We start from the raw sequence: 13,964 nt of genomic DNA, 5'->3' as shown, positions 1-13,964 counted from the left end.
CATGTCTGCTGCCAAATCTATCGATATCAAGAAAAGTGTGGTCGATACGGTCCTTGCCGGGCTGATTTCGTTGATCGTATTCGGCCCGATTGTCGGCGTGGTGCTCGACGGCTACAGCTTTAACCTGGAACCGGCCCGTGTGGCCACGTTGGTCGCCATCGTGATGGCCGGGCGCTTTGCCTTGAGCCTGTTCCTGCAAACCCCCAAGGGCGTGAAGATTCTGCAGGGTTTCGAGAGCAGTGGCTCCGGCGTGCACGTGTTGCCGCCGGACTACAAATCGCGGCTGCGCTGGATCATCCCGGCATTGATCGTGATCGCCATCGTGTTTCCGATCTTCGCCAATAAATACCTGCTGACCGTGGTGATCCTCGGGCTGATCTACGTATTGCTCGGCCTTGGCCTGAACATTGTGGTGGGCCTGGCCGGCTTGCTCGACCTGGGTTACGTGGCGTTCTACGCTATTGGCGCCTACGGCCTGGCACTCGGTTACCAATACCTCGGCCTGGGTTTCTGGAGTGTGTTGCCCCTGGCAGCCATCGCTGCGGCGTTGGCGGGCTGTATTCTCGGGTTCCCGGTGCTGCGAATGCACGGTGACTACCTGGCCATCGTGACGTTGGGCTTTGGTGAAATCATCCGCCTGGTGCTCAACAACTGGCTGTCGTTCACCGGCGGCCCCAACGGTATGCCAGTGCCTTCGCCGACCTTCCTCGGCCTGGAATTCGGGCGTAAGGCGAAGGATGGCGGGATTCCGTTCCACGAGTTCTTCGGCATCGATTACAACCCCAACATCAAGTTCATGTTCATCTACATCGTGCTGTTCCTGGTGGTGCTGGCCGTGCTGTACATCAAGCACCGCCTGACCCGCATGCCAGTGGGCCGCGCCTGGGAAGCCTTGCGCGAAGATGAAATCGCCTGCCGCTCCATGGGCCTGAACCATGTGCTGGTCAAGCTCTCGGCGTTCACTATCGGGGCCTCGACTGCAGGGCTGGCCGGGGTGTTCTTTGCCAGCTACCAGGGCTTCGTCAACCCGTCGTCGTTTACCTTCTTCGAGTCGGCGTTGATCCTGGCCATCGTGGTGCTGGGCGGCATGGGCTCGACGGTCGGCGTAGTGATTGCGGCGTTCGTATTGACGGTTGCGCCGGAGTTGCTGCGCAGCTTCTCCGAATACCGCGTGCTGCTGTTTGGCGTGTTGATGGTGGTGATGATGATCTGGCGACCGCGCGGCTTGATCCGCATCAGCCGTACCGGTGTGACACCACGTAAAGGAGTGGCGCCATGAGCAAGGAAGTCGTCCTCTCTGTGGAACACCTGATGATGCACTTCGGTGGCATCAAGGCCTTGAGCGATGTGAGCCTCAAGGTCAAACGCAACTCGATCTTCGCCTTGATCGGCCCCAACGGCGCGGGCAAGACCACGGTGTTCAACTGCCTCACTGGCTTCTACAAAGCCAGCGGCGGCAAGATCGAACTGAACATTCGTGGCAAGCAGACCAACGTGATCCAGTTGCTCGGCGAACGCTTCAAGGCCGTCGACTTTGTGTCGCCAAAAAGCTTCTTCAGCCGCGTGTACTACAAGATGTTCGGCGGCACCCACCTGGTCAACCGCGCAGGGTTGGCGCGGACCTTCCAGAACATTCGCCTGTTCAAGGAAATGTCGGTGCTGGAAAACCTGCTGGTGGCCCAGCACATGTGGGTCAACCGCAACATGCTGGCGGGCATCCTCAATACCAAGGGCTACCGCAAGGCCGAAAGCGATGCCCTCGACCACGCCTTCTATTGGCTCGAAGTGGTGGATTTGGTCGACTGCGCCAACCGCCTGGCCGGTGAGCTTTCCTACGGCCAGCAGCGCCGCCTGGAGATCGCCCGCGCCATGTGCACCCGGCCGCAGATTATCTGCCTGGACGAACCGGCTGCAGGCCTCAACCCGCAGGAAACCGAAGCCCTCAGCGCGATGATTCGCCTGCTGCGCGACGAACACGACCTGACAGTGGTGCTGATCGAACACGACATGGGCATGGTGATGAGTATTTCCGACCACATTGTGGTGCTCGACCACGGCAACGTGATCGCCGAAGGCGGCCCGGATGCAATCCGCAACGACCCGAAAGTGATCGCCGCCTACCTGGGCGCAGACGAAGAGGAGCTGGTATGAGTGCGCCTATCCTCGAAATGAAGGACCTGGACGTCTTTTACGGGCCGATCCAGGCCCTCAAAAAAGTCTCGCTGCACATCAACGAAGGCGAAACCGTGAGCCTGATCGGCTCCAACGGCGCGGGTAAATCCACGTTGCTGATGTCGATTTTCGGCCAGCCGCGCGCCGAGTCCGGGCAAATTCTGTACAACGGCGTCGACATTACCCACAAGTCGTCCCACTACATCGCCTCCAACGGCATTGCACAGTCGCCGGAAGGGCGGCGGGTGTTCCCCGACATGACCGTCGAGGAAAACCTGCTGATGGGCACCATTCCGATTGGCGACAAGTTTGCGCAGGAAGACATGCAGCGCATGTTTGAGCTGTTCCCACGGCTCAAGGAGCGGCGCACCCAGCGCGCAATGACCATGTCCGGTGGTGAGCAGCAAATGCTCGCCATCGCCCGCGCGCTGATGAGCCGGCCCAAACTGCTGTTGCTGGACGAACCAAGCCTGGGCCTGGCGCCCATTGTGGTGAAGCAGATTTTTGCCACACTGCGCGAGCTGGCGGCTACCGGGATGACCATCTTCCTGGTGGAACAGAACGCTAACCACGCGCTGCGCCTGTCGGACCGGGCGTATGTGATGGTTAACGGCGAGATTCGCCTGACGGGCACCGGCAAGGAATTGCTGGTTAACGAGGAAGTGCGCAACGCCTACCTCGGCGGGCATTAACGCCTGCCCCTGATCGTTCCCACGCTCCGCGTGGGAACGCCTCTTGTGACGCTCCGCGTCACGCTTCGGGACGCGGAGCGTCCTTTGATGCATTCCCACGCAGAGCGTAGGAACGATCATCCACGATCATCCACATGTGTTTTTGGGGCGTTTTCAGTGCTCCCGCCAAATTGTGGAAAACAAATCCAGCCCACCTCCAAAGCGCGACATATAGCCGCCGCAAATCCCTGTTTTGTCACAGTTTTGACTTGTCCCCATCCGCTGTGGAACCGGCTGTGGGTAACGTGGGAGTAGCTGGCTGGACGCCTTTAAAACCGTGGCTTTCAGCGTGGTGGTTGTTTATTGATCAGCGGTTTTTTCGGCGGCTGCCGAGGGCTTTGTCAACCTGTTTAAAGACACAGGTATATGACCGATTTGTGTCGGCTCAGCCTGTGGATAAGTCTGTGACTAAACTCTGGAAAGACTGCCGCAGAGGCCGGAATGACTGGCCTGGAGCCATCGTTAGGATTTTCCCTCTTGCCATTGGGCTACATACGCCTTGGCCAAGGTCAAGCAAAAAACTTTCTGAAACCGTCTGCAAGCCTTGTCCAGAGCGGCTTGGCGCTTTTTACACTTGCCCCCAAAGACTGTGGGCGCAGTTGTGGATAACCTGCGTGCATATGGCTGCACGCCACGTTCTATAAGGCTTTGCGTGATGTGATTAAAAAACAACCAGCCCTGCATGAAGTTATGCGCTTAGCGGTTGCCGCAATCGCGGCGTAAGGGCATTCTGCTGGCTGTTTTTTTCTCGATGCCCGCAAGGAGAACACCATGTCCGACACGCTGTTTATTACTGGCGCCACCTCAGGTTTCGGCGAAGCTTGCGCCCGTCGTTTTGCCGACGCCGGCTGGAAACTGGTGCTTACTGGCCGTCGTGCTGAGCGTTTGAATGCCTTGGTCGAAGAGCTTTCCAAGCAGACCGAAGTGCATGGCCTGGTGGTGGACGTGCGTGACCGCAAGGGTATGGAAGAGGCCATTGCCAACCTGCCGCCGTCGTTTGCCAAGCTGCGCGGGCTGATCAACAACGCCGGCCTGGCCGTGGGCACCGACCCTGCGCCCAAGTGCAGCCTCGACGATTGGGAAACCATGGTCGACACCAACATCAAAGGCCTGCTGACCACCACCAACCTGCTGTTGCCGCGCCTGATCGCCCACGGCCGTGGCGCCGGCATCATCAACCTGGGTTCCATCGCCGGTAACTATCCGTACCCGGGCAGCCACGTGTATGGCGGCTCCAAGGCGTTCGTGAAGCAGTTCTCACTGAACCTGCGTTGCGACCTGCAAGGCACCGGCGTACGTGTGACCAACATCGAGCCGGGCCTGTGTGAGAGCGAGTTCTCGCTGGTGCGCTTTGGCGGTGACCAGGCGCGTTATGACGCGACCTATGCCGGTGCCGAGCCGATCCAGCCGCAGGATATTGCCGACACGATCTTCTGGGTGATGAACACCCCGGCGCACGTGAACATCAATCGGTTGGAGCTGATGCCGGTGAGCCAGACCTGGGCTGGGTTTGCGATTGAGCGTGGGGCCAAGGGCTGAAGCTGATTGTTGTTGTTGTTGTTGTTGTTGTTGTTGTTGTTGTTGTTGTTGTGGCGAGGGAGCTTGCTCCCGCTGGGGCGCGCAGCGGCCCTAAGATTTTGGGGCTGCTGCGCAGCCCAGCGGGAGCAAGCGCCCTCGCCACAAGGTTTTCCGGTGTCTCGGAAGGCGTCAAATCGGCCAAAACAGGACATAAGGTACACTCCACCCCTGAAAACCCCTCCGCACTGTGCGGTTTAAAGGTTTTGACGGGAGGAAATGTGAGTAACCGAGGTGAGCAGGCACTGCTCAAACAATCGACGATTCTGATGTTCGCGGTCGCGATCGCCGGGATTGTCACGGGTGTGATATCTGGCGCCCAATCCATTCTGTTCGACGGCTTTTTCTCGCTGATCGCCACCGCCATCAAGGTGTTGATGCTGATCACGGCCAAGCTGATCGCCAAGAAAAGCAACGAGCGTTTTCAGTTCGGCTACTGGCACCTGGAGCCGATGGTGCTGCTGATCGAAGGCAGCTTCCTGTTGCTGATCGCGATCTACGCGTTTCTCAACGGCGTGTTCGGCATCATCAATGGCGGGCGTGAAATCGAATTGGGGCTGGTGATCGTCTACGCGGCGGTGTTTACCGTGGTCGAGTTCGCCTACTTCTTCTACGTGCGCTATCGCAATCGCACGCTGAAATCTTCACTGATCCAGTTCGACAACATCAGTTGGCTGGTGGACGCAATGCTGTCGGTGGGCTTGCTGATCAGCTTCCTCGCCGCGCTGTTGCTCAAGTCCCAGGGTTATGGCGAATGGGCGGTGTATGTCGACCCATTGATCCTGATTCTGCTGGCCCTGAGCATGCTGGCGCCGGCGTTCAAGATCCTGCGCCCGGCGTTGCGTGAGGTGCTGGGCATTGCCCCGGACCACTTGGATGACAAAGTGCGCGAAGTGATGGACGCGGCCCAGGCCAGGCATGGTTTCGATGACTACGTGTCCTACGTGCAAAAGCACGGGCGGGCGCGGTTTATCGAGATTCATGTGGTGCTGCCGGCCAACTACCCGGTGGCTAACGTCGCGACGCTGGATGAGCTGCGCGAAGAGATATCCACAGGGTTGGGTACGCCGGATGCGGCGCGCTGGTTGACGATCAGTTTTACTGGGGATCGCAAGTGGATTGCATGAGGTCAGTTAGACCGAGGTGAGGCATTCGCGAGCAAGCCCGCTCCCACATTGAACCGAGTTCCAGCATGAGAATGCGGTCACGTGTGGGAGCGGGCTTGCTCGCGAAGAGGCCCTGAAGCTCAGCCAAGATGCTGGATAAGACCCTGGTAGCAAGTGGCCAAGTGATACGGCGTAGTCGACGGCATATCCCGCCGGCTCACCGCACCCTTGGCATCCAGGCATTCATGCCAGCCGTTCTCATGCAAAAAGCGCTGTTGCAGCGCCAGCAATTGGCGTTGCAGCAGCGCCTCACTGCCAGGGCGCAAGGTCAGCGCTCGCAGGTATTCAGCCTGAGCCCAGATCCTTTGAGTGCCGTCGCGCACGCTGCCATCCAGCGCGAGCATGCCGCTGACTGCGCCACTTGATGTATCCACACCCTTGAGCTCTGCATAGGCAAATGCCCGCGTCAGCGAGGCGTGCAACGCTGTGCCGCGCAGCACGTCCGACGATTCGAGCAAAAAGAACCATTCGAATTGGTGCCCCGGCTCAAACCAGTTATCCACAGCGCCCAGCGGTTTTTCCATCATCACGCCGTGCTGGCGGTCAATGAAGCGCTTTTGCAGGGCGGTGGCGAGGTCCAGCAGCGCATCCTGGGTGATCGCGTCTTCACGCACGGCCAGGGTGGCGAGGAAGCCTTCGGCCAGGTGCATCAGTGGGTTTTGCAGCGGGCCGGACTTGAGCGATGACCAGTTGCGCTCCAATACGGCTTCGTACAGGCCGTCGCCGGTGGCAAAACGTTCGGCGACCACGGCCAGGGCCGCATCGAGTACCGACTCCACCAACGGCTCGCGTACCTTGGCCCAATAGTGGGCGCAGGCGAAGATGATGAAGGCGTGGGTGTAGAGGTCTTTGCGCTTGTCCAGCGGTTTGCCGTGGGCGTCGATGCTGTAGAACCAGCCGCCATGCTCGGCATCGTGGAAGTGCCGTTGCAGCGAACGAAACAGCGCCGCTGCACGGTCTTCGGCAAACGCTGCACCCGGCTCGCCGATCAGGCTGGCGAACAGGTACAACTGCCGGGCGCAGGCCATGGCGCGGTAGCGTTGCGGGGGCAATGGCTGGTGATTGGCGTCCAGTGCCTCGTAGGGCAACGCCAGCTCGGCATTCCAGCCCGGGCCTTGCCACAGCGGCACGATCAAGGTGTGGAAGTGCGTGAGCACGGCATTCAAGGAAGGTTGGGAAGCGATGGGCATCGGCTGGCGTCGTCACGGCAGAGGTGTAGGCGCGCATGGTAGCAGGCTGATCGTTCCCACGCTCTGCGTGGGAATGCATTTCGTGACGCTCTGCGTCAGGCTTTGGGACGCGCAGCGTCCAGGGCTGCATTCCCACGCAGAGCGTGGGAACGATCAGGTGGGAGCTGGCTTGCCTGCGATGGTGCCCTCAGCAGCGCCGCCGATCAGCCCGCCAGCAACCAAACCCCAGTCGCCGCCGAAGCCGCGCCGGCAACTCGCACCAGCGGCGCCGCAGCGGCAGGCAGAAAACGCACCACTGCAAAGCCCGCAGCATGCAGAGCCGCCGTCGCGCCCACAAACCCGGCCGCATACGCCCACGGGCTGGACATGTCCGGCAGCTCCAGGCCGTGCGCCACACCGTGGAACAGCGCAAACAACGCCGTCGCCGCCACCGCCACAAACAACGGCGGCCGTACTGCCAGCGCCACCGCCAAGCCCAGCGCCAGCACCGAGGCGGCAATCCCGCTTTCCAGCGCCGGCAGTTCCAGGCCTTCAAAGCCGAGCAGGCCGCCGATCAGCATGGTGCCGACAAACGCGCAAGGCAGTGCCCAGCGCGCCTTGCCTTGTTGCTGCGCGGCCCACAGCCCGACCGCGACCATGGCCAATAAATGATCAATACCGCCCAACGGGTGGCTGATACCGGCTACCAGCCCATTATCGCCATGCCCGGGGTGAGCGAAGGCGAGTGCCGGTGCCAGCAGCAGGGCGGCGGTTGCGAGAAGTTTGTTGAGACCCATACAGGCTCCTTTTGGGGGGTGATCAGGCTGCAGTCAGCAAACCCTGACGTTCGATAAAGGCGACGATTTCATCCAGGCCGACGCCGGTTTTCTGGTTGCTGAACACAAAGGGCTTGCCGTTGCGCATGCGGGTGGTGTCGCTGTTCATCAGGTCCAGCGAGGCGCCGACCAGGGGCGCCAGGTCGATTTTGTTGATCACCAGCAAGTCGGATTTGCAAATACCGGGCCCACCCTTGCGTGGCAGCTTGTCACCGGCAGACACATCGATCACGTAGATGGTCAGGTCTGACAGTTCCGGGCTGAACGTGGCAGACAAGTTGTCGCCGCCGGACTCCACCAGGATCAGGTCCAGGCCGGGGAAGCGGCGGTTGAGTTGGTCCACGGCTTCGAGGTTGATCGAGGCATCTTCACGAATCGCCGTGTGCGGGCAGCCGCCGGTTTCTACGCCGATGATGCGCTCGGGCGCCAGCGCCTGGTTGCGCACCAGAAAATCCGCGTCTTCGCGGGTGTAGATATCGTTGGTGACCACCGCCAGGTTGTAGCGGTCGCGCAGCGCCAGGCACAGCGCCAGGGTCAGGGCGGTCTTGCCGGAGCCCACTGGGCCGCCGATGCCGACACGCAAAGGTTGTGTGTTCATGTAGGTTCTCCTAGGAACGGAACAGGCGGCTGTATTGGCGCTCATGGGCCATACACGCCAGGGACAGGCCGAACGCGGCGCTGCCGAAATGGTGAGGGTCGATGCGTGCCGCGTCCTGCTGGGCTTGTTGCAACAGGGGCAGCAATTCGCTGGTCAGGCGTTGGGCGGCTTGCTGGCCCAGCGGCAGGGTTTTCATCAGCACCGCCAATTGGTTTTCCAGCCAGCTCCACAGCCACGCGGCGAGGGCGTCATTTGGGCTGATGTGCCAGGCGCGGGCGGCCAAGGCCCAGCCCAGAGCCAGGTGCGGTTCATCACGCTGGGCCAGAAAGTTGCGTGCGGCGTCGTCCAGCTCCGGCAAGCCGTTGAGCAGCTGTTGCAGGGAGTAGCCCATCTGACGACTTTCCTGATACAGCTCGCGCGTCTCACGGCTGGCGCGGTGCTCTTCGCACAGCTGCGCCAAGCGTGGCCAATCCTGCTCGGCGGTGGCGCGGCAATGGGCGAGCAGCAGCGGCGCTTCAAAACGGGCGAGGTTGAGCAGCAACTGGTCGCTGATCCAGCGTCGGGCACTGGCTGCATCATTAACCCGGCCGTTATCCACGGCCATCTCCAGGCCTTGGGAATAGCTGTAGCCACCAATCGGCAATTGCGGACTGGCCAGACGCAACAGCGCCCAGGCTGGGTTCATAGACGCACGCCGAACTGGTGCAGCTTGGGTGGGTAATTGAAGTCTTCATCGCCATGACGCGAATGATGATGGCCGCCGCCATAGGCGCCGTGTTCCGGCTGGAACGGAGCCTCGATGGTTTGCGTGGTGGCTCCGAGCTGTTCGAGCATGGCCTTGAGTACGTAGTCGTCGAGCAGGCGCAGCCAACCGTCGCCGACTTGCAGGGCCACATGCCGGTTGCCGAGGTGATAGGCCGCGCGGGTCAGTTCAAAAGCATTGCTGCAGGTCACGTGCAGCAGCTGTTCTGGGCGGGCAACCACGCGTACTACGCGCCCGTCTTCCGCTTGCAGGCATTCGCCATCGTGCAGCGGCGGCTGGCCACGCTCCAGAAACAGGCCGACGTCTTCGCCGTCAGCACTGAAACAGCGCAGGCGGCTTTTGCTGCGGGCTTCGAAGTTCAGCAGCAGTTCAGCGGCCCAGAGGGCTTGGGGGGCGATTCGGCGGTGGATCACCAGCATCAGGAGGCTTCCAGCTATGAGCGATAAATGAGCTAGAGCAAGGGGCTTGCCAACCGTGTGTATGGACGGGAAATCCCTGTAGGCAAGCACGGACATGCCACCGAATAGGGCGTCAGTCATTTCCTGCTGCGCTTCAATTTGGTGCGTTATGGGATTTATAGCACTGGATAGGGGCGTTTTGCGTTGAGAGCCGTTGCGTGGAGGATGAAATTTCCTTCATCTGTTTCGCACTGGATTTTTCTCGGAATTGTCCTACGCGATTGAAGGATTTGGCGTTCAAAAAGTTACGTGCTGTTTCATTACGATGTGCGCCGTGTTTAATCCACTGCGACGCCGATCATGTTCAGAGTATTTTTGGTTTCACTTATTGTCAGCTTGTCCTGCGCCGTCATACCGGCCTCGGCCAATTTAAAAGCACCTGTGGCCTTTGAGCCCTCCGCCAGCATCGACAACGTGATCGATCGTGCCCATGAGTTGCTCGGCACGCCCTATAAAAGCGGCGGTACCAAGGTTGACCAAGGGTTTGATTGCAGCAGCTTCCTGGTCTACCTGTTCAAGACCGAAGCCAATATCCGCCTGCCGCGCACCACCACAGAAATGCATCGATCAAGCGCCGCGACGGTAAAGCGCGAGGCGCTCAAGCCCGGCGACGCGGTATTTTTCAAAGGCAATGGGCGCGGCCAGGTCAGCCATGTGGGCCTGTACATCGGCAAAGGCAAATTCATCCACTCGCCCAGCACCGGCAAACGCGTGCGTATCGATTCATTGAGCAACAGCTACTGGAAAAAGCACTACACCACCGCCAAGCGTTTCCACACGGCGGGTTGAGTGGGCTTATTCGGTACTGCCCAGCCCTTGCCAATGCTTGAGGCCGATAAAGATAAAGCGCAGTTGCTGGGTGATTTTCGCCTGGGGCGTAAGGTGGGGAGGCAGGGCATGGGCCGGTGGGTCGATAATGTCGGGCAGGGTGGCGAATACGCTCTTGACGATCAGGTCGGCCATCACATGTAAGCCGTCGGCATCCAGGTGCTGGAGCTTGGGCATCAACGTGAGGTCGGCAGCCAAGTCACTGGTGATGTCTTCACGCAGCGCGCCTATGGCTTGGCGCACAGCCAAGCAACCACCGTATTGTTCGCGGGCCAGGAACAGGAATTGCGAACGGTTGGCGGAAACCACGTCCAGAAAGATCCGCACGGAGGCATCAATGATGCCGCCCATCACGAACTCGTTGTGACGGACCAGGCGAATGGTGGCGCGGAAGGTCTGGCCGACTTCACTGACCAGGACGAGCCCTAGCTGGTCCATATCCTCAAAATGACGATAGAACCCGGTGGGCACGATCCCGGCGGTCTTGGCCACTTCGCGCAGGCTCAGGCTGCCAAACCCACGGCCACACTCCATCAGATGGCGGGCTGCGTCCATCAAGGCGAGGCGGGTCTGTTGCTTTTGTTCGGCGCGGGGCAGCATCGGCGGGCGGGCTTTGTCGGCAAGTACAGCGACGCACTCTAGCAAAACAGCTTCAGTTACGTCGAACTTGGCGGGGTGTCGGGGTGTGATGCGGTTCAGATAAAAGCAAAAGCCCGATCTTCAGATCGGGCTTTTTTCTCGGCCACCACGGGGTTAGCTCTGTGCTTGATGCAGTTCTTGCAGACGGTCAGCACCGCCTTCAGCAACACCTTCGGTGTAAGCGCGTTTGCTGGCTTGTTCAGCACCGCCTTCTACCAGGCCTTTCTGTTCCAGGCGATCACGGCCACCTTCAGCAACGCCTTCGGTGTAAGCGCGTTTGTTGGCTTGTTCAGCGCCGCCTTCTACCAGGCCTTTCTCTTCCAGGCGGTTACGACCGTTTTCAGCTACAGCGCCTTTGGCGTAGTCGCGGTTTTCGTCTTCTTGCGAACCGCTGCGGGCCAGAGTCTGGCTCGACTGAACGGCTTGAGCTTTGTTCTGTGGGGTAGCTTGTTCAGCGGCTGGCAGGGCAAATGCGCTGGAAGCCAGGACCGACAGCAGAACAGTAGCGAGTATTTGGCGTTTCATGATGGGTTGCTCCTTGGGAGGGCGATAAAGTGGGTACAGGGCTAATGTTACTCTCGAGAAGTCGATATAAAAGTTCATAAATACAATGGTAATAATCAACAGAATTGATTGTTCCCCGCAGAGGCTCTAGAACGCGCCTCTCAAGCCCGCGCTTTTGCACCGTGGTGGGTATTTTCGACACGAATGTGGGTAACAATGGTGCGCCGTCGATGATGAAAACTGTCTGATCGATCAGGAATGTGGCTTTTTGCGACTAAATCGCTGATCGGGTTAAACCCCCAGGCGGTTTGCCAGTCGTAGCCTTATGAGCTGTAGTTTTGCTATCTGTGTTGAGGAGTCCTGTGCAATGACGCGCACTCGTAAAATCGTGGTTTGGAGCTGCGCCAGCTTCGCTGTGTTAATCGCCATCCTTGTCTTGGTGCTGGTGTTTTTTGATTGGAACCGCATCAAGCCGCCGCTCAATGCCAAGGTCTCCGAAGAATTGCATCGCCCGTTTGCCATTAATGGCAACCTCGCCGTGGTGTGGGCGCGCGAGCCCGACGAAGGCGGTTGGCGTGCCTGGGTGCCGTGGCCGCACGTGATTGCCGAAGACCTGAGCCTGGGCAACCCGGACTGGTCAAAAAAACCGCAGATGGTCACGTTAAAACGCGTGGAGCTGCGCATCTCGCCTCTGGCGCTGTTGGCCCAGCGCGTGGTGATCCCGCGTATCGACCTCACCGAACCAAGCGCCGACTTGCAGCGCCTGGCTGACGGTCGCGCCAACTGGACCTTCAAGTTCGACCCCAAAGACCCCAACGCCGAGCCCTCCAGCTGGGTGGTGGACATCGGCTCCATCGGCTTCGACAAGGGCCATGTCACCCTCGATGACCAAACCCTCAAGACCCAGCTGGATGTGATTATCGACCTGCTCGGCAAGCCGATTCCGTTCGGTGAAATCGTGGGCGACGCGAATGCCAAAAAAGCCCTGGAAAAAGGCTCGGCGCCGCAGGATTACGCATTCGGTCTTAAGGTCAAAGGCCAGTATCACGGCCAGAAACTCGACGGTACCGGCAAGATCGGCGGGCTGCTGGCCTTGCAGGACGCGGCCAAGCCGTTCCCGCTGCAAGCTCAGGTGAAGATCGCCGACACCAGCATCGCCTTGGCCGGCACCCTGACCGACCCGCTGAACCTTGGCGCCCTGGACCTGCGGCTGAAACTCTCGGGTAGCAGCCTGGGCAACCTTTACCCGCTGACCGGCGTGACGCTGCCCGATTCCCCGGCCTATTCCACCGACGGCCACCTGATCGCCAAGCTGCATGCGGCCAGCGGCGCGTCATTCACCTATGAAAACTTCAACGGCAAGATCGGCGACAGCGACATCCACGGCAACCTCAGCTACGTCGCCAGCCAGCCACGGCCCAGGCTCAGCGGTACGTTGGTATCCAACCAACTGCTGATGACCGACCTTGCGCCGTTGATTGGTGCCGACTCCAACGCCAAGCAAAAGGCCCGTGGTGGTGAAAGCAAGCAGCCGGCGACCAAAGTGCTGCCGGTGGAAGAGTTCCGTACCGAACGCTGGCGTGACATGGACGCCGATGTGGAATTCACCGGCAAACGCATCGTGCACAGCGCCGACCTGCCGTTCACCGACCTCTACACCCACTTGGTCCTCAACGATGGCCAACTCAGCCTGGAGCCCCTGCGCTTTGGCGTGGCCGGTGGCAAGCTGGATGCGCAGATTCGCCTGAACGGGCAAACCACGCCGATGGAGGGCCGTGCCAGGCTGACGGCGCGCAACTTCAAGCTCAAGCAGTTGTTCCCGACATTCGAGCCGATGAAGACCAGCTTTGGTGAGCTCAACGGCGATGCCGATATTTCCGGGCGCGGCAACTCCGTGGCAGCCTTGTTGGGCACCTCCAACGGTGACCTGAAAATGCTGATCAATGACGGCGCCATCAGCCGCGGCCTGATGGAAATTGCCGGACTCAACGTGGGCAACTACGTGGTCGGCCGCTTGTTTGGCGACAAGGAAGTGAAGATCAACTGTGCGGCAGCGGACTTTGGCATCAAGACCGGTCTGGCGACGACGCGGTTGTTTGTGTTCGATACCGAGAACGCGATCATTTATATCGATGGCACGGCGAACATGGCGACCGAGCAACTGGATCTCACCATCACGCCCGAATCAAAAGGCTTCCGCCTCTTTTCCCTGCGCTCGCCGCTGTACGTCAACGGTCCTTTTATCAAGCCGAATGCCGGTGTGAAAGCGGTGCCGCTGATGTTGCGTGGTGCCGGGATGGTCGCGCTCGGTGTGATCGCCGGCCCGGCTGCCGGGTTGCTGGCGTTGGTCGCACCAAGCGGTGATGAACCCAACCAGTGCGCACCGCTGCTGCAGCAGATGAAGGAAGGCAAGGCGCCCAAGACTGTGAAGTAACAGAAGGAACGCTAACCAAATGTGGGAGCGGGCTTGCTCGCGAAGGCGGTGTCTCAGTCAGTATTGCTCTGACTGACACTCCGCCTTCGCG

The 13,964-nt window shown here is 60.0% G+C and carries 14 protein-coding genes; 7 read left to right on the top strand and 7 right to left on the bottom strand.

All coding sequences use genetic code 11. From position 1 onward, the window contains the following. Position 1 precedes the first annotated feature (1 nt). The 5 genes from livM (at position 2) to ACTD9P_RS10125 (ending at position 5,605) form a co-directional block, all read left to right on the top strand. The gene (livM, locus tag ACTD9P_RS10145; RefSeq protein WP_017136077.1) at positions 2–1,279 is read left to right on the top strand and encodes a high-affinity branched-chain amino acid ABC transporter permease LivM; all 1,278 of its coding nucleotides are present in this window, start codon (positions 2–4) and stop codon (positions 1,277–1,279) included. Beyond that, positions 1,276–2,151, top strand: a complete 876-nt coding sequence (locus ACTD9P_RS10140; protein WP_017136078.1) for an ABC transporter ATP-binding protein — start codon at positions 1,276–1,278, stop codon at positions 2,149–2,151. The genes livM and ACTD9P_RS10140 overlap by 4 nt, the downstream gene beginning before the upstream one ends. Continuing rightward, positions 2,148–2,864, top strand: coding sequence for an ABC transporter ATP-binding protein (locus ACTD9P_RS10135; RefSeq protein ID WP_094949744.1), 717 nt, complete (start codon positions 2,148–2,150; stop codon positions 2,862–2,864). Before ACTD9P_RS10140 ends, ACTD9P_RS10135 begins: the two co-directional genes overlap by 4 nt. An 810-nt stretch (positions 2,865–3,674) precedes the next feature. Next, positions 3,675–4,442 carry an SDR family oxidoreductase gene (locus ACTD9P_RS10130; RefSeq protein WP_138817089.1) on the top strand — a complete coding sequence of 256 codons (768 nt, stop codon included), beginning with the start codon at positions 3,675–3,677 and terminating at the stop codon, positions 4,440–4,442. Positions 4,443–4,699: 257 nt separating this feature from the next. Continuing rightward, positions 4,700–5,605 carry a cation diffusion facilitator family transporter gene (locus tag ACTD9P_RS10125; protein WP_056860506.1) on the top strand — a complete coding sequence of 302 codons (906 nt, stop codon included), beginning with the start codon at positions 4,700–4,702 and terminating at the stop codon, positions 5,603–5,605. A gap of 119 nt (positions 5,606–5,724) precedes the next feature. Here the strand turns inward: ACTD9P_RS10125 and ACTD9P_RS10120 are convergent, their stop codons facing one another. From ACTD9P_RS10120 to ureE, 5 genes are all read right to left on the bottom strand, one after another. Beyond that, positions 5,725–6,834: an AGE family epimerase/isomerase gene (locus tag ACTD9P_RS10120; RefSeq protein WP_438867612.1), complete on the bottom strand. Its 1,110-nt coding sequence runs from the start codon at positions 6,832–6,834 to the stop codon at positions 5,725–5,727. Between the two features lie 203 nt (positions 6,835–7,037). After that, complete coding sequence (locus ACTD9P_RS10115; RefSeq protein ID WP_438867611.1) at positions 7,038–7,610, bottom strand: HupE/UreJ family protein; 573 nt, start codon at positions 7,608–7,610, stop codon at positions 7,038–7,040. Positions 7,611–7,632: 22 nt separating this feature from the next. Beyond that, positions 7,633–8,247 carry an urease accessory protein UreG gene (gene ureG / locus ACTD9P_RS10110; RefSeq protein WP_438867610.1) on the bottom strand — a complete coding sequence of 205 codons (615 nt, stop codon included), beginning with the start codon at positions 8,245–8,247 and terminating at the stop codon, positions 7,633–7,635. Positions 8,248–8,257: 10 nt separating this feature from the next. Then, entirely contained in the window at positions 8,258–8,932 is a 675-nt protein-coding gene (locus ACTD9P_RS10105) for an urease accessory protein UreF (RefSeq protein WP_438867609.1), read from the bottom strand. Then, the gene (gene ureE / locus ACTD9P_RS10100) at positions 8,929–9,429 is read right to left on the bottom strand and encodes an urease accessory protein UreE (RefSeq protein WP_138817084.1); all 501 of its coding nucleotides are present in this window, start codon (positions 9,427–9,429) and stop codon (positions 8,929–8,931) included. Before ureE ends, ACTD9P_RS10105 begins: the two co-directional genes overlap by 4 nt. 339 nt (positions 9,430–9,768) lie before the next feature. Between ureE and ACTD9P_RS10095 the strand changes: the two genes are divergently transcribed. Further along, complete coding sequence (locus ACTD9P_RS10095; RefSeq protein WP_438867608.1) at positions 9,769–10,257, top strand: C40 family peptidase; 489 nt, start codon at positions 9,769–9,771, stop codon at positions 10,255–10,257. A gap of 6 nt (positions 10,258–10,263) precedes the next feature. Here ACTD9P_RS10095 and ACTD9P_RS10090 read toward each other — a convergent pair whose 3' ends face one another. Next, entirely contained in the window at positions 10,264–10,896 is a 633-nt protein-coding gene (locus ACTD9P_RS10090; protein WP_438867643.1) for a TetR family transcriptional regulator, read from the bottom strand. Between the two features lie 153 nt (positions 10,897–11,049). Beyond that, a complete protein-coding gene (locus ACTD9P_RS10085; protein ID WP_219266572.1) occupies positions 11,050–11,460 on the bottom strand; it encodes a hypothetical protein in 411 nt (136 codons plus the stop codon). Between the two features lie 346 nt (positions 11,461–11,806). On the opposite strand from ACTD9P_RS10085, the gene ACTD9P_RS10080 reads away from it, so the two are divergent. Next, a complete protein-coding gene (locus tag ACTD9P_RS10080; protein WP_438867607.1) occupies positions 11,807–13,873 on the top strand; it encodes an AsmA family protein in 2,067 nt (688 codons plus the stop codon). Positions 13,874–13,964 lie beyond the last annotated feature (91 nt).

The sequence above is a fragment of the Pseudomonas onubensis genome, assembly GCF_965653655.1.
Classification (GTDB): Bacteria; Pseudomonadota; Gammaproteobacteria; order Pseudomonadales; family Pseudomonadaceae; genus Aquipseudomonas.
The sequence above is the reverse complement of the archived record's forward strand: the minus strand, read 5'-3'. Positions and strand labels throughout refer to the sequence as shown.